Source organism: Lysobacter sp. Root76, assembly GCF_001428685.1.
Classification (GTDB): Bacteria; Pseudomonadota; Gammaproteobacteria; order Xanthomonadales; family Xanthomonadaceae; genus Lysobacter.
Map to the genome: position 1 here is coordinate 297,099 of NZ_LMIK01000001.1, position 23,309 is coordinate 320,407.

Annotated in this window: 22 protein-coding genes; 10 read left to right on the forward strand and 12 right to left on the reverse strand. The window is 70.0% G+C overall.

The genetic code is table 11. The annotated features are described in order from the left end of the window. Window positions 1-3: 3 nt before the first annotated feature. The 6 genes from ASE10_RS01180 to ASE10_RS01205 form a co-directional block, all read right to left on the reverse strand. Window positions 4-1,836 (reverse strand): FimV/HubP family polar landmark protein, encoded by a 1,833-nt coding sequence (locus ASE10_RS01180; RefSeq protein ID WP_056305559.1) that lies wholly within the window; start codon window positions 1,834-1,836, stop codon window positions 4-6. A 156-nt stretch (window positions 1,837-1,992) separates the two neighbouring features. Then, entirely contained in the window at window positions 1,993-3,033 is a 1,041-nt protein-coding gene (locus ASE10_RS01185) for an aspartate-semialdehyde dehydrogenase (RefSeq protein ID WP_056305561.1), read from the reverse strand. A 209-nt stretch (window positions 3,034-3,242) separates the two neighbouring features. Further along, the gene (locus ASE10_RS01190) at window positions 3,243-4,256 is read right to left on the reverse strand and encodes a D-glycerate dehydrogenase (protein WP_056101639.1); all 1,014 of its coding nucleotides are present in this window, start codon (window positions 4,254-4,256) and stop codon (window positions 3,243-3,245) included. Continuing rightward, a complete protein-coding gene (gene aroC, locus ASE10_RS01195; RefSeq protein WP_056305562.1) occupies window positions 4,249-5,355 on the reverse strand; it encodes a chorismate synthase in 1,107 nt (368 codons plus the stop codon). The genes ASE10_RS01190 and aroC overlap by 8 nt, the downstream gene beginning before the upstream one ends. A gap of 110 nt (window positions 5,356-5,465) precedes the next feature. Further along, window positions 5,466-6,395 carry a 50S ribosomal protein L3 N(5)-glutamine methyltransferase gene (prmB, locus tag ASE10_RS01200; RefSeq protein ID WP_235567528.1) on the reverse strand — a complete coding sequence of 310 codons (930 nt, stop codon included), beginning with the start codon at window positions 6,393-6,395 and terminating at the stop codon, window positions 5,466-5,468. A 93-nt stretch (window positions 6,396-6,488) separates the two neighbouring features. Continuing rightward, complete coding sequence (locus tag ASE10_RS01205; protein WP_157480958.1) at window positions 6,489-7,037, reverse strand: hypothetical protein; 549 nt, start codon at window positions 7,035-7,037, stop codon at window positions 6,489-6,491. Window positions 7,038-7,663: 626 nt separating this feature from the next. Here ASE10_RS01205 and ASE10_RS01210 point away from each other — a divergent pair. After that, the gene (locus ASE10_RS01210) at window positions 7,664-8,308 is read left to right on the forward strand and encodes an SCO family protein (protein ID WP_056101648.1); all 645 of its coding nucleotides are present in this window, start codon (window positions 7,664-7,666) and stop codon (window positions 8,306-8,308) included. Beyond that, complete coding sequence (gene asd / locus ASE10_RS01215; RefSeq protein ID WP_056305568.1) at window positions 8,305-9,168, forward strand: archaetidylserine decarboxylase; 864 nt, start codon at window positions 8,305-8,307, stop codon at window positions 9,166-9,168. The genes ASE10_RS01210 and asd overlap by 4 nt, the downstream gene beginning before the upstream one ends. Window positions 9,169-9,310: 142 nt before the next feature. Here asd and ASE10_RS01220 read toward each other — a convergent pair whose 3' ends face one another. From ASE10_RS01220 to ASE10_RS01235, 4 genes are all read right to left on the reverse strand, one after another. Further along, the gene (locus ASE10_RS01220; protein WP_056305570.1) at window positions 9,311-10,507 is read right to left on the reverse strand and encodes a hypothetical protein; all 1,197 of its coding nucleotides are present in this window, start codon (window positions 10,505-10,507) and stop codon (window positions 9,311-9,313) included. A 236-nt stretch (window positions 10,508-10,743) separates the two neighbouring features. Next, window positions 10,744-11,418 carry a hypothetical protein gene (locus ASE10_RS01225; RefSeq protein ID WP_055899818.1) on the reverse strand — a complete coding sequence of 225 codons (675 nt, stop codon included), beginning with the start codon at window positions 11,416-11,418 and terminating at the stop codon, window positions 10,744-10,746. Window positions 11,419-11,568: 150 nt separating this feature from the next. Then, the gene (locus ASE10_RS01230) at window positions 11,569-12,258 is read right to left on the reverse strand and encodes a lysoplasmalogenase (RefSeq protein ID WP_056305572.1); all 690 of its coding nucleotides are present in this window, start codon (window positions 12,256-12,258) and stop codon (window positions 11,569-11,571) included. Between the two features lie 87 nt (window positions 12,259-12,345). Beyond that, on the reverse strand, window positions 12,346-13,905 hold the full coding sequence (locus tag ASE10_RS01235) for a transglycosylase SLT domain-containing protein (RefSeq protein ID WP_056305574.1): 1,560 nt from the start codon (window positions 13,903-13,905) through the stop codon (window positions 12,346-12,348). Between the two features lie 156 nt (window positions 13,906-14,061). Between ASE10_RS01235 and ASE10_RS01240 the strand changes: the two genes are divergently transcribed. The 3 genes from ASE10_RS01240 (at window position 14,062) to greB (ending at window position 16,731) form a co-directional block, all read left to right on the forward strand. Beyond that, window positions 14,062-15,585: a helicase HerA-like domain-containing protein gene (locus ASE10_RS01240; RefSeq protein ID WP_056305576.1), complete on the forward strand. Its 1,524-nt coding sequence runs from the start codon at window positions 14,062-14,064 to the stop codon at window positions 15,583-15,585. 134 nt (window positions 15,586-15,719) lie between these two features. After that, a complete protein-coding gene (locus ASE10_RS01245) occupies window positions 15,720-16,217 on the forward strand; it encodes a copper resistance protein NlpE (protein ID WP_056305578.1) in 498 nt (165 codons plus the stop codon). Window positions 16,218-16,227: 10 nt separating this feature from the next. Next, window positions 16,228-16,731 (forward strand): transcription elongation factor GreB, encoded by a 504-nt coding sequence (greB, locus tag ASE10_RS01250; RefSeq protein WP_056305579.1) that lies wholly within the window; start codon window positions 16,228-16,230, stop codon window positions 16,729-16,731. A gap of 15 nt (window positions 16,732-16,746) precedes the next feature. Here greB and ASE10_RS01255 read toward each other — a convergent pair whose 3' ends face one another. Continuing rightward, complete coding sequence (locus tag ASE10_RS01255; RefSeq protein ID WP_056101663.1) at window positions 16,747-17,415, reverse strand: hypothetical protein; 669 nt, start codon at window positions 17,413-17,415, stop codon at window positions 16,747-16,749. Window positions 17,416-17,578: 163 nt separating this feature from the next. Here ASE10_RS01255 and ASE10_RS01260 point away from each other — a divergent pair, with 163 nt between their 5' ends. After that, window positions 17,579-18,814: a DUF4010 domain-containing protein gene (locus tag ASE10_RS01260; RefSeq protein ID WP_056305581.1), complete on the forward strand. Its 1,236-nt coding sequence runs from the start codon at window positions 17,579-17,581 to the stop codon at window positions 18,812-18,814. Window positions 18,815-18,827: 13 nt separating this feature from the next. Here ASE10_RS01260 and rimO read toward each other — a convergent pair whose 3' ends face one another. Next, a complete protein-coding gene (rimO, locus tag ASE10_RS01265; protein ID WP_056305583.1) occupies window positions 18,828-20,201 on the reverse strand; it encodes a 30S ribosomal protein S12 methylthiotransferase RimO in 1,374 nt (457 codons plus the stop codon). Between the two features lie 192 nt (window positions 20,202-20,393). On the opposite strand from rimO, the gene ASE10_RS01270 reads away from it, so the two are divergent. From ASE10_RS01270 to ASE10_RS01285, 4 genes are read left to right on the forward strand one after another with little or no spacing between them, the layout of a single operon-like run. Further along, window positions 20,394-21,056, forward strand: a complete 663-nt coding sequence (locus ASE10_RS01270; protein WP_056305585.1) for a dienelactone hydrolase family protein — start codon at window positions 20,394-20,396, stop codon at window positions 21,054-21,056. Further along, complete coding sequence (locus ASE10_RS01275) at window positions 21,053-21,463, forward strand: HIT family protein (RefSeq protein WP_055899848.1); 411 nt, start codon at window positions 21,053-21,055, stop codon at window positions 21,461-21,463. The genes ASE10_RS01270 and ASE10_RS01275 overlap by 4 nt, the downstream gene beginning before the upstream one ends. Then, window positions 21,460-22,173 (forward strand): 5-oxoprolinase subunit PxpB, encoded by a 714-nt coding sequence (gene pxpB / locus ASE10_RS01280; protein ID WP_056305588.1) that lies wholly within the window; start codon window positions 21,460-21,462, stop codon window positions 22,171-22,173. Before ASE10_RS01275 ends, pxpB begins: the two co-directional genes overlap by 4 nt. Further along, window positions 22,170-23,144, forward strand: coding sequence for a biotin-dependent carboxyltransferase family protein (locus tag ASE10_RS01285; RefSeq protein ID WP_055899854.1), 975 nt, complete (start codon window positions 22,170-22,172; stop codon window positions 23,142-23,144). The genes pxpB and ASE10_RS01285 overlap by 4 nt, the downstream gene beginning before the upstream one ends. Window positions 23,145-23,309: the final 165 nt, after the last annotated feature.

Below are 23,309 nucleotides of genomic sequence, written 5' to 3' on the forward strand. Positions count from 1 at the left end.
TCGTTACTCCAGTTCGCGCAGCATCCGCGCGGCCTGCTGGCGCGCGGCCAGATCGCCGGTCACCGCGACTTCGCCGAGCAGCTGACGCGCGCCCTCGTGATCGCCCAGGTCCATGTAGGCGCGCGCCAGTTCCAGGCGCTCCTGGCCCGGCTGCGCGGCCAGCAAGGGTTCCTGCACCGGTGCGGAGTCGCCGTGGCCGACCGCGGCGACGTGCCAGGCCGGGACCTTGCGCTCGGCGGGCGCGGACTGGGCCGCGCTCCAGAACGGTACGGGGGTCGCGGCGGCAGCGGCAGGCGCTGCGGCCGGGGTTTCGGCCCGCTCGGGCTCGGCCATTGCAGGCTCGACCGCTGCGGGCGCAGCCGCCGATTCTGCGAAGGCGTCGGCGATCGAAGGCGCGGCGCCGGCCGCGAGCGGTGCGCGGAACACCGGCTTGGACGGACGCCGGCGCATGAACCACGCGCCCAGCACCGCCAGCAGCAGCACCGTGCCGGTAATCGCCCACGGCAGCATCGCCCCGCCCTGGGCGGCGGCCTGTTTCTGATTGGACTCGCTCAGGCGCTGCTGCGCCGCGGCCAGTTCGGTGTCCTTGAGCTGGATCAGCTGTTGCTGCTGCTTCTGCAACTGCTCCAGCTCGGCGACCCGGCCCTTGAGGTCCTGGAGTTCGGCTTCGCGGGCGGCCAGCGACTCCTTGGATTCTTGCAGTTCCTGTCGCAGCATCTCGCCCCCGCCGCCGGCGTTGATGCCGGATTGTGTACCCGCCCGCGCGGCGCGGCTGGCGCCGGGCGGAACGATTTCCAGACGCGCGCCGGCCGCAGCCGCCGCGTCCGTCGCTGTGCCGGCGCTGTTGCCGGCCGCACGCGGCGCCACCGCCAGCGGCACCGCTTCCACCGCCGGCTGCGGCGCCGGACGGCGCGCCTGGCGCCATTGCTGGATCTGGCTGCGCACCAGCGCGCTGGCTTCGCCGGCGTCGATGCTGGCCACTTCGTTGCCGGGCGGCACCCGCAGCACCGCGCCCTGTTTGAGACGGTTGACGTCGCCGCCGATGAAGGCGTCGGGGTTGGCGCGCAGCAGCGCGACCATGGTCTGGTCCAGCGAATAGCCGTCGCCCAGCTCCAGGCCGCTGGCGATGCGCGACAGCGAATCGCCGCGCTTGACGGCGATCGAGCCGTCCTCGCGCGCCGGCGCGGCGTCCAGCGGCGCTGCCGGCGACGGCGGCGGCGGTGCGATCGCGATGGCGGTCGGCTGCGCGGGATAGGCGTTGCCGGGTGCCGGCGCGGGCACGACCGGGATCGGGTCGACCGCGTCGGGCGTCACCGCGGCCGGATCGGCCGGGCTGTCGCTGGCGATCACCGCCGCCGGGTCCAGCGGCCGTTCGATCAGATTGGACGGCGCCGTCACCGGCGCCTCGATCGGCGGCTGCAACGGCGCCGACACGGTCTTGGGGGTGTCGATCAGGGCCGAGTACTCGCGCACCAGGCGGCCCTGGCCCCAGTCGACTTCGACCAGGAAGGTCACCAGCGGCTGGTTGACCGGCTGCTGGCTGGTCACCCGGATCACCGGGTTGCCGCGCGCGTCCAGGGCGACCTGGAACTGCAGGTCGGAGACGATGCCCTGCGGCGGCATCAGGCCGATGCGGGTGAAGGTTTCGGGCGAGGCCAGGCGCGCCTGCAGCTGTTCGAGCTCGGCCGGGTCGCTGGAGACGATCGGGATTTCCGCCAGCAGCGGCTGGTCGGAGCGCGACTTGACCTCGATCTGGCCCAGGCCGAGCGCGCAGACGCCGCCGCTGGCCAGAGCCAGCGCCAATGCCAATGCGGTGCGCGTGAAACGATGCTTCACTCTGAATGCCACTCCCTGTCCCCTGGCGGCGACTCTAGCCGTCGCCATGGTTATTACGCAATCCGAACGTAATACGGTCACATTGCGCCGTAAGCCCCGGTTTCGGGCGGCCCGAGCCGGGCCGCCCGTCGCCTGTTCATCCGGCCGAGGCGCCGCTCAGGCCGCGTTCTGCGCGCGCTGCTCGGCCCATACCAGCTCGGCCAGCTGTACGGCGTTCAGCGCCGCGCCCTTGCGGATGTTGTCGGCCACCACCCACATCGCCAGACCGCGCGGATGCGAGATGTCGTCGCGGATGCGACCGACGTAGACCGGATCGTGGCCGGAAGCGTGGGTGACCGGGGTCGGATAACCGCCGCCGACCGCCTCGTCCACCACTTCCAGGCCCGGCGCGGCTTCCAGCAACTTGCGCGCATCGGCCGCGCTGAGCTTCTCGCGGGTTTCGATGTGCACCGCCTCGGAGTGGGCGTAGAACACCGGCACCCGGACCACGGTCGCGTTCACGCCGATCGAGTCGTCGCCGAGGATCTTGCGGGTCTCCCAGACCAGCTTCATCTCCTCGGTGGTGTAGCCGTTGTCGGTGAAGTCGCCGCCGTGCGGGATCACGTTGAACGCGATCTGCACCGGGTAGACCTCGGCCTTGGTCTCCTGGAAGTTCAGCAGGCCCGCGGTCTGCCGGCCCAGTTCCTCCAGCGCGCGCCGGCCGGTGCCGGACACCGACTGATAGGTCGCCACGTTGATGCGCTCGATCCCGACCTTGCGGTGGATGGGCGCCAGCGCGACCAGCATCTGCATGGTCGAGCAGTTCGGGTTGGCGATGATGCCGCGCGGGCGGTGGGCGATCTGCTCGGGATTGACCTCGCTGATCACCAGCGGGACGTCGTCGTCGTAGCGGAAGGCCGAGGAGTTGTCGACCACCACCGCGCCGGCCGCGGCGAACTTGGGCGCGTATTCCTTCGACACCGAACCGCCGGCCGAGAACAGGGCGATGTCGACGCCGGTCGGGTCGAACGTGGCCAGGTCCTCGACCACCAGGGTTTTGCCTTCGAACTGGATTTTCTCGCCCGCCGAGCGTTCGCTCGCCAACACATGCAGACGGCCGATCGGGAATTTCCGCTCGGCAAGGACCTTCAGCATGGTTTCACCGACCGCTCCGGTAGCACCGACCACGGCGACATTGCAGGACGTCTTGGCGTTCATCAGTTTCGATTTACCTGGCTTGGGGGCCGCCGGACCCATTTCCGGCGGGTGTTGCTTGAAGGCGGGGATTCGGAATTCGGGATTGGGGATTCGTCGAAGCGGGTCGGGCGACTGGCCGCTGCATCGAATCCCAATCCAGGCCTGCCGATTATCGGCTAAGCGCGGCGAGAAAGGCGGATCGGCGTGCGCATCGCGAACGCGAGGCTGGTTCAGGCGCCGCGTTTTCGGGCGTGGGTCAGCGCGTCGGCGTTCAGCGGCGACGGCGGGCGGCCGGCGTCGGGGCCGTAGCCCAGGGCGGCGATCAGATTGTCGACCGCCAGCGCGACCATGGCCCGGCGCGTGGCCAGGCTGCCGCTGGCGATGTGCGGGGTCAGGACCACGTTGCGCAGCGCCAGCAGGCGCGGATTGATCGCCGGCTCGCCTTCGAACACGTCCAGCCCGGCCGCGGCCAGGCGCCCGGCGCCGAGCGCATCGGCCAGCGCGTCCTCATCGATCAGGCCGCCGCGGGCGATGTTGGTGAGGGTCGCGTGAGGACGCAGCCGGGCCAGAGCCACGGCGTCGACCAGATGATGGTGCTCGGGCGCGTACGGCAGCACCAGAACCAGGTGATCGGCGCGCTCGAACAGCGCCTCGAAACCGACGTACTGGGCGGCGTGCTCGCGCTCCACCGCCTCGGGCAGGCGGCTGCGGTTGTGGTACAGCACGCGCATGCCGAAGCCGGATGCGCGCCGGGCGATGCCGCGGCCGATCCGGCCCATGCCGAGGATGCCGAGCGTCGCGCCGTGAATGTCGCCGCCGAGCAGCGACTCGAAGCTCCACTGCCGCCAATGGCCGTCGCGCAGCCAGCGCTCGGCTTCGGTGATCCGGCGCGCGGTCGCCATCATCAGGGCGAAGCCGAAGTCGGCGGTGGTTTCGGTCAGCACGTCGGGCGTGTTGGTGGCCAGGATCCCGGCCGCGCTCAGCGCCGGCAGGTCCAGGTTGTTGTAGCCGACGCCGACGTTGGCGATCGCGCGCAGGCGGCCGGCGCCGGCGACCTGCGCCGCGCCGATGGCGTCGTTGAGCGTGACCAGGGCGCCGTCGGCCTCGCGCAGGGCCGCGGCGACCGCGTCCGGCGCGTGCTGGACGACCGTTTCGGTCGCGCTCACCTCGAAGTGTTCGCCCAGCCGTCCGACGATGTCGGCGAACAGCGGCTGCGAGACCCAGACCCGCGGACGCTCAGCCATCCGCGTCGCCGGCCGGGATGCGCGGCGTCACTTCGCCGACGTCGCCGCATTGGGCGCGGTGGCGCAGGGCCTGGTCCATCAGCACCAGCGCGACCATGGCCTCGCAGATCGGGGTGGCGCGGATGCCGACGCAGGGGTCGTGGCGGCCGGTGGTGACCACTTCGACCTCGTTGCCGTGCACGTCCAGGCCGCGCCCGGGCAGGCGCAGGCTGGAGGTCGGCTTGAACGCGGTCGAGCAATGCAGCTGCTGGCCGGTGCTGATGCCGCCGAGGATGCCACCGGCGTGGTTGGAGGCGAAACCGGCGCGCGACATCTCGTCGCGGTGCTCGGTGCCGTGCGCGGCGACCGCGGCGAAACCGTCGCCGATCTCCACGCCCTTGACCGCGTTGATGCTCATCAGGGCCGCGGCCAGTTCGCCGTCGAGCTTGCCGTAAATCGGCTCGCCCCAGCCCGGCGGCACGTTGTCGGCGATCACGTCCACGCGTGCGCCGACCGAGTCGCCGGACTTGCGCAGCGCGTCCATGAACGCCTCCAACTCGGCGACCTGGGCCGCGTCGGGCCAGAAGAAGGGGTTGTCCTCGACCACGCCCAGGTCGTAGCCGTTGGGGAAGATCTCGCCGATCTGCGACATGAAGCCGCGCACGCGCACGCCGTGGCGCTGCGCCAGCCACTTCTTGGCGATCACCCCGGCGGCCACCCGCATCGTGGTCTCGCGCGCGGACGAGCGCCCGCCGCCGCGCGGGTCGCGCAAGCCGTATTTCTGCCAGTAGCTGTAGTCGGCGTGGCCGGGGCGGAACTGCTCGGCGATCGAGCCGTAGTCTTTGCTGCGCGCGTCGGTGTTGCGGATCAGCAGCGCGATCGGGGTGCCGGTGGTCAGGCCCTGGTAGACGCCGCTGAGGATCTCGATCTCGTCGGCCTCGCGCCGCGCCGAGGTATGGCGGGTCTTGCCGGTGGCGCGGCGGTCGAGGTCGTGGCGGAACTCCTCCGGCGCGATCGCCAGCCCCGGCGGACAGCCGTCGACCACGCAACCGATCGCCGGGCCGTGGCTTTCGCCGAAGGTGGTCACCCGCAACAGGCGGCCGAAGGTGTTGTTCGACATGCGTCTCTCTCGTCAGCCGCGGCGCGCGCGATTCACAGCACGCTCGCCGCCCGTTTCGGTTTCGGACCCGCCCGACAGCCTGCGCGCCTTCCTGTGCATTCCCGGCGCGCTCAGCCGCCGCGTTGGCGCGCGAGCTCGGCGATGCGGGCGTGGTGCTCGACCAGGTCGTGACGCTCGGCGACGAAGATGCCCATCTGCCCGACCTTGAACTCGACCCAGGCCAGCGGCAGCTCCGGCAGCAGCTCGACCAGGGCACGCTCGGCTTCGCCGACTTCGCAGATCAGCAGGCCGTGCTCGCTGAGATGGTCCGGCGCGTCGCGCAGGATCTTCAGCGCCAGGTCCAGGCCGTCGTCGCCGGCACGCAGACCGAGCTCGGGCTCGTAGGAGTATTCCTTCGGCAGCGCGTCGGTCTCGTCGTTGGTGACATAGGGCGGATTGGTCACGATCAGGTCGTAGACCTCGCCCTGCAGCCCGGCGAACAGGTCCGACTTGCGCAGCTCGACGTTATCGGCGTGCAAGCGGGTCTTGTTCTCGGCGGCCAGCGCCAGCGCCTCGTCGTTGATGTCGGCGCCGTGCACGACCCAGTCGGGGTGGTAGTGCGCGGTGGCGATGGCGATGCAGCCCGAACCGGTGCACAGGTCCAGGGCGCGCTCGATCGGACGGCCGCCCAGCCAGGGCTCGAAGCCGGATTCGATCAGCTCGGCGATCGGCGACCGCGGCACCAGGGCGCGGCGGTCGCTCTTGAAGCTCAGGCCGGCGAACCAGGCCTCGCCGGTCAGGTACGCCGCCGGGATGCGCTCGCCGATGCGGCGCTCGAACAGCGCCAGCACCGCGTCTTTCTCGTCCGTGGTGACCTTGGCCGCGCCATAGACCGGACTCAGGTCGTGCGGCAGGTGCAGCGCGTGCAGAACCAGCTGGGTCGACTCGTCCAGGGCGTTGTCGTAGCTGTGGCCGAAGGTCAGCCCGGCCGCATTGAAGCGGCTGGCACCGTAGCGGATCAGGTCGATGACGGTCAGCGGCTCGAAGGAAACGGGGGGCACGATAGGTCCGGGGGCGTTGCAGGGCCGGGCATTATAGCGGCCGGGCCGACCCGGATCCGCGGCCCGCCCGGATCGGCGCTGAACCCTAGGCGCTTATAGCTTCACGGCATAAGGCCCGTCCCCGGCGCCCTGCCCGGCCAGCGCCGCCGCCAGCGACCGATAGCTCGTCGCCCCAGCCAGCACCTGCGCGGCAGCGGCCATCAACAGCAATCCGAACACCACCCCGGCCTCCGGCACGTGCAGCGGCAACTCCATCATCAGCGGCAAGCAGACCGTGGACAGGGCCAGCAGCCAAGCCGTCCGCGCCAGCAGGCGCGCCGTCCGCAGCGGCCTCGCCGCGTCCGCGACGACCCGCAACTCACGATCGCGATCCCGCGCCAGACGTCGCCGCGCCGACGCCACCAGGCAAGTCGCCAGCACCGCCGCCCGCAACTGCAGCAGCCCCGCCGTCACCGCGCCCCACTTCGACAGCTCGACCAGCGTCAGATCGACACTGCGGATGCCGAGCACGGCGAGCATGATCGCCAACAGCAGCACCACGAATCCGGCCATGGCGCCGGCTTGTACGGTGCGGGCTGCGGAGGGCCAGTCTTGGTCGACCTGGGCGTGCGCTTGATCCGGCAGGCCCGACTCACGATTCATTGCGCTTTCCGTCCTGTCTTGCTGGGAGACGAACATCGAATTCTGACTTCTCGTACATGCGCAACAGATTCACTCTACTTGTACCGGCAAACTGCAAGCCTTGTAGTAGATCTGGCAGTTGCCGAAGCCCTCGGCTTCGCACAACTTCATCCCGCGCTCAGCCGCAATTTCAACGGTCGCATTTCCATGGGATCGGGAGTAACCGGTAGCCGCTATGACTACGGCGCACTGGTTGCCATAAACCAAGTTGATTCTGCAGTCCTGCCCGCCCTTAGCACGACAATCGGCCAATGCCTCACGCTTTGCGGCACTCTTGCTGAGCGCCGACGCCGAGGCCCCGAGACCAACATTGCTCGCCCCAAAGTCCAGCGCAATAGCGCCCCATCGACGTTGCCACCGCGGGCCTTGCTCTCGCTGCACGCTCCGACGCGAGACAGACCTCTCGCCGACGCGGCTCAGGATCGAATCGGTTCGTAAACGTCGACGGCGCCACAGCGGCAAACGCCGCTACTCGCGAGGTTCGGAACAGCGCCCGATCGGTCCGCACGCCTCCGCGGCGCCAGGCCGCGGCACGCCGCATGCGCCTTCGTCGGTATCATGATCGGGATACCTCCGCTGGATCGGCCATGTTCAACCGCACCACCGTCATCATCCTCATCGCCGCGCTCGCCGCCGCGCTCGGCCTGTGGGCCGCGCAACGCCACTTCGGCTCCGCCGCGCCCACGCAGTGGCCGCAGACCCAGGCCGTGCGCCTGTTCTCGCCGCCGCGCGAACTGCCGGATTTCTCGCTGCGCCAGTCCGACGGCACCGCGCTGGTGCCGGGCGAACTCAAGGGCCACTGGACCCTGGTGTTCCTGGGCTTCACCCATTGCCCCGACGTCTGCCCGACCACCCTGGCGGAAATGGCGCAGGCGCAGAAGCAGTGGGCGTCGATCCCGGAAGCGATGCGGCCGCGGGTGCTGTTCGTGTCGGTCGACCCCGAGCGCGACACGCCCGACCGCATCGGCGAATACGCCCACGCCTTCCACAAGGACACCCTGGCCGCGACCGCCGACCTGCCGGCGCTGGAGCGTTTCGCCAAGTCGCTGAGCATGGTGTTCGCCAAGGTGCCGCCGCCCGAGGGCATTCCGGCCGACCAGTACTCGGTCGACCACAGCGCCTCGATGGCGGTGCTGGACCCGCAGGGCCGCATGGCCGGCTTGATCCAGCCGCCGCTGGACCCCAAGGCGATCGCCGCCGACATGGCCGCGCTGACCGGGGCCGCACCGTGAGCCTGGTGACCACTCTCACCTACCTGCTGCCGCACCGTGCGCTGTCCTCGATCGCACGCTCCCTCGCCTATTCGACCCGCCCCGGCGTGAAGCAGTGGCTGATCGACACGGTGACGCGCAAGTTCGGCGTCGACCTGTCCGAGGCCGCCGAGCCGGACCCGCGCGCCTACCCGAGCTTCAATGCCTTCTTCACCCGCGCGCTCAAGCCCGGCGCGCGCGTCGCCGATCCCGACCCGCGCGCGCTGCTGATGCCCGCCGACGGCCGCATCAGCCAGTGCGGACCGATCAAAGCCGGCGACATCTTCCAGGCCAAGGGCCAGTCCTTCACCGCCGCCGAGCTGCTGGGCGACGAAGAGGCTGCCGAGCCGTTCGCGGACGGCGTCTACGCGACCGTCTACCTGTCGCCGAAGGATTACCACCGCGTGCACATGCCCTGGTCCGGCACTCTGCGCGAAACCGTGCACGTGCCCGGCCGCCTGTTTTCGGTCGGGCCGGACGCGGTGCGCAACGTGCCGCGCCTGTTCGCGCGCAACGAGCGCCTGGTCTGCCACTTCGACACCGACTTCGGGCCGATGGCGGTGGTGATGGTCGGCGCGCTGCTGGTGTCGGGCGTGGAAACGGTCTGGAGCGGGGTCGAGATTCCGCGCTACGCCGATACCGTCACGGTCAAGGATTACCGCGGCGCCGGCATCGCGCTGGAACGCTTCGACGAAATGGCGCGCTTCAACTACGGCTCGACCGTGATCGTGCTGCTGCCTCCGGGCGTGGCCGCGCTGTCGCCGGCGCTGGCCGCGGAAGTCGCGGTTCGGCTGGGCCAACCCCTGGCGACGCGGGTGGACGGAGGCGCGGCGCCGGTTTAAGAGACGAAGCGACCCTGCTGCTCGCAAACGGCAGGGTCGCATGGGTTTTGAGCTCAAGTTCGAGTGCCCGCATGCGCCGGACCCTCACCCCTCTCCCGCCGGGAGAGGGGCTTGAAGACGCGACGGACTTCCGCTCGCGCCGTCAGTACACCGGTGTCGCCACGTAGGCGATGCCCAGCCCGGTTTGCGGATCGATCGCCTGGCCGCTGATGCGGCCGAAGTCGTCGATATCGGTAGCCGTGGTCGGTCGCGGACCGTCGGCGGGGAAATCCGGCACCAGATCGCGCAGCCGATGGACGCCGCCGTCGCGCCACAGCACCGCATCGCAGACCGACATGCTGGCGTCCGTGCAGGAACGGCCGACCGCATGGCGCCACAGGTTCAATGAGTTGCCCTGCGCGTTGAGATGGCCGGCCAGTTTCGGCAGCGCCTTCATGCCGTCGCGACGCGTCCACAGGAACGCGCCCCAATCCGGCGCACCGTCCTGGGTGACCGACTGGTTGCCGAAACCGACCACGTCGCCCTGCGGATTGATCGCCATCGGCGTGTTCCAGGCTTCGCCGCCGATATCGCCCAGCACGGTCGGCCGGCCGTTTTCCCACATCACCGCGCGGATCGCGCTGAACTTGCCGACCGCGTCGTCGCAGATGCCCGAGATGCCGACCACCTGACCGCGGTCGTTGATCGCGGTAGCCGAGCTGACCGTATCGCCGGCGCCGATCACCGGCGGCAGCTCCTTGATGCGGTTGCGGCGCGGTTCCCACAACGCCGCGCGGAACTGGAACTTCTGCGGCAGCACGCAACCGACCGGGTCGCGCACCGCGGTCTCGGCCCAGCCCACGACCTGGCCGAAATTGTTGGAGCCGGCGGCGAAGCCGTGGGTGCCGCCGAAGGTCGGCAGGGCCTGCATGCGGCCGTTCTCCCAGACGAAACCCAGGCACTGATAGCGCGGCGAGCCGGCCGGTCGCCCGAGCAGGAACGCCGAGCAGCTCCAGCCCTCGTTCTCGACGTCGATGGTGTTGGTTTCGGCGATGCCGGTGATCATGCCGCGCATGTTTTTTACCGGCCACACCACGGCGCTCTGTCGCTCCGGGCTGCCCAGCGTGCCCAGGTCGGTGATCTGGTTGTTGCGCCATAGCACCGCGTGACGATGCGAAGGCACGGGTGCGGTCAGGGTCGAACGGCCGGCGACCCAGCCCAGGTCGTTGATGCTGGTGGCGGTGCTGGAACCGCCCAGCGATGGCAGGTAGTCGATGCGATAACGCGGCGGCGCGGCCTGCGCGGCGCCGGCGGCGAACAGGCTCAGACTCAATAGCGAAATCGGCAGCGTGAGCTTCATGGCAGGTGCTCCTTGAGGCCGAGCGCGGTCGTCGCGATGCGCGGACGCGATCGGCGTGGGATGTAGCGACGGTGATGAGGGTTGCGCGCTAGCGGCGCAGCGTTCTTATGCGCCGGCGCATAGGGGATTACTCGCCGTTTTCGGACGACTTCATCCGCCCCTGCGTTCGTTGTCGTTTGCGCGTGTCGGCAATGCGCGCAGCGTGTGCGGAGCCTGCGATTTCAAGGTTTTCGCGCCTAGCGGCGACGCTCCAGCTCGCCGATTTTGCGTTCCAGCTCGGCGACCAGCGCGGGATCCGCGTCCTTGCGATGAGCGTCGAGAAACTCGCGCACCGCATCGCGGTACTCCTGGATGAACTCGGGATTGGTCGGGCTCACCTCCAGCTGCGCGGCGGCCTTGTCCACCGGCCGGCGCGCCTCTCCGACCACCCAGACGCGGCCGTAGTCGGACTCGTCGCTCATGATCGCGATGTTGCGCTCGAAGCCCGGCACGTACTTGGCGACAAAAGGCTGGCCCTGCGGCGGGATCAGGATCGTGTTGCGGATCGGATAGATGCTCGCCGACATGGTGTCGAACTCGACCTTGACCTCGCGCCCCTCCGCGGTACGCAGCACCGCCCAGTAATCGTAAATGGACTGGTCGTTGAGGGTGGAGCTGGTCTCCTCGGAATGCACGACCACCGCCGTGCCGGTGCTGCCGCAGGCGTTGAGGAACAGCGCGTTGAGGATATGCCCGGTGAAGAAGTTGAGCTGGCCGCCGATGAAGGCCACCAATACCAGCGCCAGCCACCAGCCCCTGCCGGTCCAGCGCGCCATCAGGAAGCTCACAAGAACGGCCAGCACGATCATGCCCAACCAGGACCAGAACGGGTGGTGGGCGAGCAGGTAGAACAGTGCGGACAATGCGGTCATGGGGCCGGAACGGGTCGGTGATCGGTTCGCCGCATCTTGACATGGGCGGTGCTGGCCTGCGGTTACAACATTCGTCGCTGAAGCGGCCGACGGAGGTTTGGCGGTCGCCGCCGCGCACGCGACGATGCCTCGCGATAAGGGAGACCGCCCTTAGCGGTCGCGCACCGACAGGCCGATCAGGCTCTGCGCGACCCAGTAGCTCGCCAGCACGACCACGCTCGCCGTCGCGAACGGCGCGGCGAAGCGGTCGATCGCCAGGGTCGCGTCGGAGATCACGAAACTCAGGCCGCCCAGCGCCGCCAGGGCGGTCGCGCGCGTGCGCCGGCGCCACCACGCTGCGGCGGCCTGCGCGGCCATCGCCGCCAGCACCAGCACATAGACCACCACCGGCACGCGCAGCTCGCCCGGAAGATGCGGCCACAGCACCGACAGCACGGCGCCGGCGAGCGCGGCATAAGCCAGGAACGGCCACACCGCCGCGAACGGCCGCGCGCGTCGCGTCAACGCGACCAGATAGGCCAGGTGCGCGCACAGGAAGCTGCCCAGGCCGAACACGAACCAGTCGCCGGGCAGCATCAGAAACACATCGCCCAGCGTCGACAATGCCAAGCCAGCCAAAATTGCGCGCCGATAGCCGGGTGCCGTGGTCGCCGGCATCGTCCAGACCATCGCAAACACCAGCAACGTCGCGGCGGGTTTGCCCAGGTAGTGCAGCCAGGGCAGCGGCGCCGTCGCGCCGACGATCGCCAGGACCGCGGCGGTCGCCACCGCGATCAGCCAACTGCGGTCGCGGTTCGGGATCCCGGCGCGCGACGGCGCCGGGTTCGTTTCGATGTTCATGCCCATCCCCCGAGCACGAGGCGCGCATCTGCGACGACAGGCCCGCGGCGCGGTGTTACGACGAAGGCGTCCATGCCCATTCGCGCCTTATTTGCAGTCGTCGAGCTTCAACTTCTGCCCAGGACGGATCGCGTAACGCGGCGCCTTGAGGCCGTTGCGCTTGGCCAGCCGGCCGGTGTCGCACTGGAACTTCTGCGCGATCGAGGTCAGGGTTTCGCCGCGCTGCACGCGGTAGCTGCTGGGCGCCGACGGGGCCTTCGACTTGTCCGGCTTCGGCGCGGGCGTCGCGGCGGCCGCGACGGGCAGCGTGCCGTCGCTGGAATCGGGCGAATCGACCATGGTCACCGGGCCGGTGCGCACGATCGCGTTGTTCGGGTCGCTGAGCATCAGGGTGCGCGCCAGATCGGCGCGCGCGCCCTGCACGCACCAGCGGTTGTACAGGCCGACGATCCGGGTGGTGGCGTTGAGGCTGGTGCCGGCGGCCAGGTAGCTGTCGGCCTGGTAGCGCGGATTGAGGTTGCGCAGCGCGCGCATATAGCCGTCGCGGCTGCCGCCGTTGCCCAGGCAGATGGTGAGTTGGTAGATCGAGCTGGGCTGGCTCAGGCGCAGGGTGGCCGGCTTGGGATCGACCTTGGGAAAGCTCAGGCCGTATTCCTTGGGGTGCAGGAACAGCCAGGCCGCGGCGATCACCATCGGCACGTAGTCGCGGGTTTCGGCCGGGAACTGGTTGTAGACCGACTCGTCCCAGAAGTTGCGGCCGCCGCTGGCGTTGAACACGCGCTGGGCGCGGCCCTCGCCGCCGTTGTAGGCGGCCAGCGACAGTTCGATGCTGTTGTTGAGCGCACCCATGCGTTCGTTGAGATATTCCGCGCTGGCCTGGGCCGAGGCGCGCGCGTCGTAACGGGTGTCGAAACCGGTGCCGTCGTCGCCCAGACCGAAGCGCCTGCCGGTCGCGTACATGAACTGCATCGGCCCGGCTGCGCCGGCGCGCGAGGTCGAGTGCACGCGGCCGTTGGATTCCTTGGCCATGATCCCGAACAGCAGCGCCTCGGGCAGGCCGGCGCGCTCGTACTGCGGCCACATCATCTGGCGCAGGTATTGGTAGTTCTCGTGGCTCTGGATCAGCGATCCGCGCATGTCGGTGAGCCAGCGACGGATACCGGCCTGCACGGCCGGGTTGTACTGCACCATCTTGACGAAGCGCTGGCCGTCGGCGTTGAGCAGCGCAGCGGCGCGCGCGGCCTGCGGCACGTCGGCGGCGAACGAACCGTCGGCGTCCAGCGGGGCTTCGTCCTCTTCGTCGCCGGCGTCGGCACGCGATTCGGCATCGGCATTGGCCTTGAGCAGGCGCTTGTAGCTGGTCAGCATCGTGGTCAGCTGGCAGCCCTTCTGCTTGTTGCAGGCCGTGATCACGTCCTCCATGTCCTCCAGCGCGGCGTCGCTGAGCTTCTGGCCGTCGGGATCGGCGTTGCGGATCTGCACCAGCGCGGCGCGGTACTTGGCCTCGGCGGCCTGCATGCGCTGATTGAGCGCGTCGACCGCAGCCTGGTCGCGCTTGGACAGGGCCGAGGCGTCGAAGGGCAGCGCGGCCAGCGCGAAAAAGGCAGCAGCGGCGAAGGCGCCGGAAATACGGACAAATGAGGGCATGGACGACAAAGGCAGCGAGGGGTCCGGGCAGGGTAGCGTCGGCGGTCCATGCGGGGCAAGGAAACGCGACCGGGAAGCCGCAGCGTTTATGAACGCCGCCGCCGCGCAAGCGCGACGCTGCCGCTAGAATCGTCCGATCTTCCAACGGACGCCGACATGGACTCGACGCAGAACGCCATCCTCCTGGGCAAAGCCGTGACCACGCCCGAGAGCGGCCAGGTCTACCTGCAGGCCCGGCTGGGCAATCGCCATGGCCTGGTCGCCGGCGCCACCGGTACCGGCAAGACCGTGACCCTGATGACGATCGCGGAGGGCTTCTCGCGCCTGGGCGTGCCGGTGTTCCTGGCCGATGTGAAGGGCGACGTCGCCGGTCTGGCCGTGGCCGGCACCCCGAACGACAAGCTGCTCGCGCGCGTGGCCGAGCTGGGCGTGCCCGACTACGCGCCCGAGGCCAACCCGACGGTGTTCTGGGACCTGTTCGGCAAGCTCGGCCATCCGGTGCGCACCACCGTCAGCGAGATGGGGCCGACCCTGCTGGCGCGCATCCTGGAGCTCAACGACACCCAGTCGGGCGTGCTCGACATCGTGTTCAAGCTCGCCGACGACCGCGGCCTGCTGCTGCTCGACCTCAAGGACCTGCGCGCGCTGCTGGGACTGGTGGCCGAGGAGCGCAAGGACATCTCGACGTCCTACGGCCTGGTCAGCGCTCAGTCGGTGGGCGCGATCCAGCGCTCGCTGCTGCGCCTGGAACAGGAAGGCGCCGACGCCTTCTTCGGCGAGCCGGCGCTGGAACTGAGCGATCTGATGCGCACCACGCCCAACGGCCGCGGCATGATCAACATCCTCGCCTCCGAGCAGCTGATCATGAAGCCGCGGCTGTATTCGAGCTTCCTGCTGTGGCTGCTGTCGGAGCTGTTCGAGAACCTGCCGGAAGTCGGCGATCTCGACAAACCCAAGCTGGTGTTCGTGTTCGACGAGGCCCACCTGCTGTTCGACGATGCCCCGCCGGCCTTGCAGCAGCGCGTGGAACAGGTGGTGCGCATCATTCGCTCCAAGGGCGTGGGCGTGTATTTCTGCTCGCAGTTCCCCGACGACGTGCCCGACGACATCCTCGGCCAGCTCGGCAACCGCGTGCAGCACGCACTGCGCGCCTTCACCCCGCGCGACCAGAAAGCGGTCAGGACCGCGGCCGAGACCTTCGTGCCGAACCCGGCGCTCGACGTCGCCGAGGCGATTTCCAAGCTCGGCACCGGCGAGGCGCTGGTGTCGACCCTGCAGGACAAGGGCGTGCCGATGCCGGTCGAGCGCACTTTGATCGCGCCGCCACGCAGCCGGATGGGCGCGATCACCGAAGCCGAACGCGCGCAGGTGCGGGCCGGCAGCCCGGTCGGGCACAAGTACGACACCGAGATCGACCGCGAGTCGGCCTCGGAAATGCTGGCCAAGCGCGCCGAAACCGCCGCCGCCCAGGCCGAGGCGCCGCCGGCCAAGACCCGCGAACAGGACGAAGCCGAGGAAGGCGGCTTCGGCCAGGCGGTCAAGGACGCCGTGTTCGGCACCAAGCGCCGCCAGGGCATGGTCGAGACCATGGCCAAGCAGACCGCGCGTACGGTCGGCAACCAGATCGGCCAGAAGATCCTGCGCGGCCTGCTCGGCGGAATCTTCGGCGGTAAGCGTTAAAGTCCGGAATTCGGGAGCCGGGAGCCGGTAACGGCGGTTCGCACCGCGAGGCCGCATTTCCAAAGGCTTTCGAGTTCTGAGTTCTGAGTTCCGAGTTACGAATCCCCCTTCACCCACATACGGAGCGTGTCCGCATGAACCCGAAGCTGCTCGTGATCGCCAGCGCCGTCCTCAGCGTCGCCATCGTCGGCTGCAAGCCCAAGCCGCCGGCCGAACCCGCCGCCGATGCGCCCAAGGCCGAAGCCGCCGTCGCCCCCGCGGCGGTGCCGGAAGCGGCGCCGCCGCCGGCCGCACCGGCGCTGGACGCCAAGGCGTTCGCCGGCACCTTCAGCGGCACCCTGCCCTGCGCGGACTGCCCCGGCATCGACACCAAGATCGAACTGAAGGCCGACGGCAGCTACGCCATCGACGAGACCTACCAGTCGCGCAAGGACGGCAACCACAAGGGCGACGGCACCTGGACCGCCGAGGAAGCCGGCCAGCGCCTGCGCCTGGACCCGAACAGCAAGACCGAGGACGACCGCCTGTACCAGGTGGTTTCGGCCGACGAAATCCGCGTCGTGGACAAGGACGGCAAGGCGATCGAAAGCCAGGCCAACCTCAGCCTCAAGCGTCAGCCGGCCGCGCAGTAAGGGCCGCGCGATGGGCCGATGGCGACCTCCCGCGGAGCAGAGCACCGCCCTGATCACGCGGGAGGGCCACGCCCGGCTCAAGCTGGAACTGGACGAGCTGTGGCGCGTGCGCCGTCCTGAAGTGGTCAAAGCCCTGGCCGCCGCGGCGGCCGAGGGCGACCGCTCGGAAAACGCCGAGTACACCTACCGCAAGAAGCAATTGGGCGAGATCGACCGCCGCGTGCGCTACCTCAGCAAGCGCCTGCCGGCGCTGCGCGTGGTCGAGACCGCGCCCACCGACCCGGACGCGGTCTATTTCGGCGCCTGGGTCGAAGTGGAGAACGTCGCCGACGGCGAACTGCAGCGTTACCGCATCGTCGGCCCCGACGAAACCGATGCGCGCCTGGGCCATATCAGCATCGATTCGCCGCTGGCCCGGGCCATGCTCAAGAAGCGCATCGACGACGAATTCGAAGCGACGCTGCCGGGCGGTCCCGCGCGATTCGCGATCGTCGAGGTGCGGTACGGGGAGTGAGGTTCGCGCGGCGCGTCAGCCGCCCGTCCCCAGCGCCGCGTCCAGCAACTCGTCCGGGTTCGGCGCGTCTTCCATGTACACCGGCGACGACTTGGCGGCGAGCTTGCGTTCCGGACCGTAGCGGTAGGCTTCGTCGCCCTGGCCGCTGTCGTTGACATGGCCGACCTGGACGATGCGCGCGCCGGTCAGCAGGTTCCAGCTGAACTTCAGGCTGTCGTGACTGTTGGTGCGGCTGTAGCGCTCCGCATCCAGGCCGATCAGGCGCATGCGCCGGGTCTGGGCGTCGTAGCGGTAGCGGTAGGTCGTCGCGGTGGCGGTGGTGCCGCCGGTGAGATCCTCGACGATCAGCACGTTCTTCTTCAGCGACAGCGCGGCCGCGCCCAGCGGCGTGGTCTCGAGTTCGGCTTCGCCCGCGGGCGTAGTGCCCCACTCGAGTTCGTCCTTGTAGCCGAGCATCACCTTCAACAGGCGCTTGTCGTCGTTGCCGCCCACGTAGGCGGTATCGACCAGGCCGTCGCCATTGAAGTCGCCATTCAGACGCGCCTCGATCCGCGAATCGTCGGGCAGATAGTCCAGCAGCATGGGTTCGGTCATCGGGGCCGGCTGCGGTTGCTGCGCCGCGGCCACGCCGGTCAGCAAGGCTGCGCATCCCATTCCCAGCCAGGCCTTGGTCCTGCTCTTCATCCCTAAATCCCCCTGTACCGATCCAATGCGCGAATCCTACGCCCCGCGCCGTTCCCAGGGATCACGCAAAACCTGCATCGCCCAGGCCAGGGCCGGGATGACCGCTGCGACGCCGGCCGCCTAAGATGGGCCTTATCGCCGCTACCCCGCCCGGAGACGTCGCTTGGAACTCGACAGCGTATTGCGCGGCCTGCTCAGCGCGCTCGCGATCGGCCTGCTGATCGGCGTGGTGCGCGAGCGCGCGCATGCCGGCGAACGCGCCGCGGTGGCCGGCGTGCGCACCCATGCGGTGGTCGCGATCGCGGCCGCGGTCGCGGCCCTGGTCGGCACCGCGGTATTGGCGGCGCTGCTGCTGGTGGTCGGGGCGCTGGCCCTGGCCGCCTACCTGCACACGCGCCACGACGACCCCGGCCTGACCGGCGAGGTCGCGCTGTGCGCGACCGCCCTGCTCGCCGCCTATGCCCAGAGCGAGCCGGCCCTGGCCGCGGGCTTGGGCGTGCTGGTCGCCGGCCTGCTGTTCGCCAAGCGGCCACTGCAGGCCTTCGCCCGCCAGGTCGTGTCCGAGCGCGAACTGCAGGACGCGCTGCTGCTGGCCGCGGCGGCGTTGATCGTGCTGCCGCTGCTGCCCGACACCGCGGTCGATCCCTGGGACGTGCTGGTGCCGTCGGCGCTGTGGAAGCTGGTGGTGCTGGTAATGGCCGTGGGCATGCTCGGCCACATCGCCCTGCGCAGCGTCGGCGCGCGCTGGGGGCTGCCGGTGGCGGGTTTTTTCTCCGGCTTCGCCTCTTCGACCGCGGCGGTGGCAGGGTTCGGCGAACGCAGCCGCGAAGAGGCCGCGCTGACCGGCGTGTCCGCGGCCGCCGCCCTGCTCGCCAATCTGGCCTCGCTGGCCTTGTTCGCCGGCGTGATCGGCACCGCGGCGCCGAGCCTGCTGCGCGCCAGCGCCTGGCCGCTGGCGGCGGCCGCGGCGGTGCTGGCTATCGCCGCCGCATTGGGCTTGCGCAAGCCCGGCGCCGGCCATGCCCTGCCGAAAGCGCCGCCGGCGCGCGCCTTCCGCCTCAGCCACGCCTTGCTGTTGTCGGCGGTGATCGCGACGGTGCTGTTGTTGTCGGCATGGATGCGCCACCTGTTCGGCGACGCCGGGGCGCTGATCACCGCGGTGCTGGTCGCGCTGGCCGAACTGCACGCGGCCGCGGCCAGCGTCGCCCAGCTCAGTCAGGCCGGCGACCTGAGCCTGGAGCACGCGCGTTGGGGCGTGGTCGGCCTGCTCGCGGCCAGCGCCGTGACCAAGACCGCGCTCGCCTTCGCCAGCGGCAATCGCCGCTACGCCCTGCACGTCGGCGCGGGCCTGCTCGGCATGGCCGCGGCCTGCGCCGCGGCGACCCTGGCCGGCGGCTAGGCGCGCGGCGCGCTCAGTCCTCGAACGCGACCTCGCCGTAGAGGTCGTGCTCGTCGCTGCCCAGGATCTGCACGTCGACGAACTCGCCCGGCTGCAGCCCGGCTTCGAAACCGTTCTGGATCTGGACCAGGCCGTCGATATCCGGCGCATCGCCCATGCTGCGCGCGATCGCCAGTTCGCCGTCGAGCGCATCGACGATGCAGCGCTGCACGCTGCCGACCTTGGCTTCGAGCTTGGCCGCGGAAATCTCGGCCTGACGCTCCATGAAGCGGGCCAGGCGCTCCTGCTTCACTTCCCCGGGCAGCGGATCGGGCAGCGCATTGGCCTGGGCGCCGTCGACCGGCGAATAGGCGAAAGCGCCGACGCGGTCGAGCTGGGCTTCGTCGAGGAAGTCCAGCAGTTCCTCGAACTCGGCCTCGGTCTCGCCCGGGAAACCGACGATGAAGGTGCTGCGGATGGTGATGTCCGGCGCGATCCCGCGCCAGCGCTGGATCCGCTCCAGGGTCTTGTCGACCGCGCCCGGACGCTTCATCAGCTTGAGCACGCGCGGGCTGGCGTGCTGGAACGGGATATCCAGGTACGGCAGCAGGATCGGCATGCCGTTGGCGCCGGTCTGCGCCATCAGCGGGATGATCTCGTCCACGTGCGGGTACGGGTAGACGTAGTGCAGGCGCGTCCACAGGCCGAGCTCGCCCAGGCCTTCGCACAGCGCCTTCATCCGGGTCTGGTAGGACTTGCCGCGCCATTCGCGCTCGGCGTACTTCATATCCACGCCGTAGGCCGAGGTGTCCTGCGAGATCACCAGCAGCTCGCGCACCCCGCCCATCGCCAGCTTCTCGGCTTCGCGCAGCACTTGGTCCACCGGGCGCGAGACCAGGTCGCCGCGCATCGAGGGAATGATGCAGAAGCTGCAGCGGTGATTGCAGCCTTCGGAAATCTTCAGATAGGCGTAGTGCTTGGGCGTGAGCTTGACGCCGATGCCGTCGTCGAGCTCCAGCACGCGTCGCGGCACCAGATCGATGAAGGGATCGTGCTTGGGCGACAATGCGCTGTGCACCGCGGTCATCACGCTGGCGTAGTCCTGCGGGCCGCTGATCGAGAGCACGCCGGGGTGGGTTTCGCGGATCAGCTCCGAGCGCTTGCCCAGGCAGCCGGTGACGATGACCTTGCCGTTCTCGGCGATCGCCTCGCCGATCGCGTCCAGCGACTCGGTCACCGCCGAATCGATGAAGCCGCAGGTGTTGACCACGACCACGTCGGCGGCGTCGTAGCTCTGGACGATGTCGTAGCCCTCCACCCGCAGCTGGGTCAGGATGCGCTCGGAATCGACCAGGGCCTTGGGGCAGCCGAGGCTGACGAAACCGACTTTGGGATTGACTGAAGACATGCGCGAGTGGACCTGGCGGGACGCTCGGTCGCGCATGCGCGCGAGGCCGGACGTACGGGCTGAGTAGTGGGTGCGGAGGCCCGCGAGGACGGGCGCAACGGAAGCGGAACCGGCGCCTGATGCCGCCGGGGTCGCGAATTATAGCCCCGGCGCTAAACTGGACTCGATTCCCGCAGCTGAACGGAGGCCGCCATGGGCCAGTGGACCGATCTGGACACCCCGCACGGGCCAATCGCGGCCTGGCGCGCCGAACCCAGCGGCCCCTCGCGCGGGGCCGTGGTGGTGCTGCAGGAGATATTCGGGGTCAACGAGCACATCCGCAGCGTCGCCGAGCGTTTCGCCCAGGCCGGCTACGTCGCGCTGGCGCCGGACCTGTTCGCGCCGATCCGGCCGCACATCGAGCTGGGTTACAGCAGCGAGGACCAGGCGCGCGGGGTCGAGTTGCGCAACGAGCTCGGCTTCGATCGCGCCATCGACATCGCCGGCGCGGCCGCGCAGCGCTTGCAGAGCGAAGGCCTGCGCACCGGCGCGGTCGGCTACTGCTGGGGCGGCAGCCTCGCCTTCCTGTGCAACACCCGCCTCGGCCTGCCGGCGGTGAGCTACTACGGCGCGCGCACCCTGCCTTTCCTCGGCGAGCCGCTGCGCGCGCCGATCCAGTTCCACTTCGGCGAGCGCGACGCCAGCATCCCGCCGGAGGCCATCGACCGGCACCGCGCGGCGATGCCGACCGCGCCGATCTACCTCTACAACGCCGGCCATGGCTTCAATTGCGAACCGCGCCCGGATTACCACGCCGACAGCGCCGCCCTGGCCTGGAGGCGTACCCTGGACTTCTTTGCGGATGCGCTGAAATGAACCCCTGGCACCTGCACCCGCAATTGGCGGACGACACCCACCCGGTCGCGCAGTTCAAACTGTGCGAATTGCGCTTGATGGACGACGCCAACCACCCTTGGCTGATCCTGGTGCCGCGGGTCGAGGACGCGGTCGAACTGATCGACCTCGACGAAGCCCAGCAGGTCGAGCTGACCCGCGAGGTCGCCACCACCAGCCGCGCGCTGCAGCAGGCGTTCTCGCCGCACAAGCTCAACGTCGCCGCGCTCGGCAACCTGGTGCCGCAGCTGCACGTGCACGTGATCGCGCGCTTCCGCGAGGACATCGCCTGGCCCCGCCCGGTCTGGGGCATGGCCACCGCGCAGCCGTACTCGCCCGAGGCGCTGGTGCGCCGCATCCAGCGTCTGCAGGAGGCGCTGCGGACGTGAACCGGCGCGCGCCGGACGTGCTGGCGCTGGCCGACGACGCCTGGCTGCTGCGCTACGGCGACGGCGACAGCGAAATCGACGACGCCCTCAACGCCCGCGTCCACGCCGACGCCGCGCGCCTGCGCGCGGCCGCGCCGGCCTGGCTGCGCGACCTGGTGCCGGCCTATGCCAGCCTGGCGGTGTTCTTCGACACCGCGGCGATCGATGCCGTGCCTGCGCGCGACTGGCTGCTGGCCTGCCTGGACGCCGACGAAGCCACGGACGCACGCGTAGCAACTGCGCGCGAAATCGAAATCCCGGTGGTCTACGGCGGCGAGCACGGCCCCGACCTGGATTCGGCCGCGGCCGAACTGGGCCTCACGCCGCAAACCCTGGCCGAACGCCACGCCGCCGGCCGTTACACCGTGGCGATGATCGGTTTCGCTCCGGGTTTTCCGTATCTGTCGGGCCTGGACCCGGCCCTGGCGCTGCCGCGCCTGGCGACCCCGCGCACCCAGGTGGCCGCCGGCAGCGTCGCCATCGGCGGCGCCCAGACCGGCATCTACCCGCGCGCCAGCCCCGGCGGTTGGCGCATCCTCGGACGCACGCCGTTGACGCTGTTCGACCCCCAGCGCGATCCGCCGACCGCACTGCTGCCGGGCGATCGCGTGCGTTTCGTCGCCATCGACGCCGCGCAGTTCGCACGCCTCTCACAGCTGGCGCCCGCATGAGCCGGCAAGTGCAGGTGTTGGCGCCCGGGCTGCTGACCACGGTGCAGGACCTGGGCCGCGACGGCTGGCGTCACCTCGGCGTGGCCCGCGCCGGCGCGCTCGATCCGGACGCGGCGCGCCTGGGCAATCGCCTGGTCGGCAACGATGCCGGCGCAGCGGTGCTGGAACTGACCTTGCACGGACCGACGCTGTGCTTCGACGCGCCGGTGCGGATCGCGCTGATCGGCCGCAGCGTCGCCGCGCGTTTCGATGGCGTCGCGCTGCCGATGGGCCGCCCGATCGAGCTGCCCGCCGGTACCCTGAGCTTGGGCGCGGTGCGCTACGGCGCGCGCGCCTGGCTCGCGATCGGTGGCGGGATCGCGGTGCCGCAGGTGCTCGGCAGCCGCAGCACCGATCTGCGCGGCGGCTTCGGCGGCCACGAGGGCCGCGCACTGCGTGCGGGCGATACGTTCGCGCTGGGCGCCGCGGCGTCGCCTGCGATCGATGCGCCGCGCATTCCAGCCTGGTGGGCCGATCCCGGCTTCGACGAGAACCGCGATGCACCGGTGCGTTACCTGCCCAGCGCCGATCCCGCGGCCAGCGCATTGGCGAGGCAGTCCTGGCAGGTCAGCGCGGCCAGCAACCGCCAGGGACTGCGCCTGCGCGGCGTGGCGCTGAAAGGCGAACGCAGGGGCGGCCTGTCCGAACCGGTCGCACCGGGCACCCTGCAACTGCCGCCCGACGGCCAGCCGATCGTATTGCTAGCCGATGCCCAGACCGTCGGCGGCTACCCGCGCCTGGGCCATGTCATCGCCGCCGACCTGCCGCGCCTGGCGCAGTTGCCGCCGCACGCGAGCCTGCGTTTCCAGGCGTGCTCGGTCGAAGAAGCGCAAGCCTGCGCGATCGAGACGCGGGTGCGGCTGCAGCGTCTGTACCTTGCGCTGGAGCGCCCATTGGCGCGCTTCCTCGCCGCCTCCGCGGGAGTGGCGTAGGCCGCGCGTTAGCCGACACCGTCGCTGAGCCCGCCACTGTGGGAGCGGCGTAAGCCGCGATTTCGCTAAAGCGCTTGCGTCGATGTTCGATAACCGCGATGCGTTCAACTGGCGCGGTCGTCCGAAATGACGCGATCGCGGCTTACGCCGCTCCCACAGGACCCC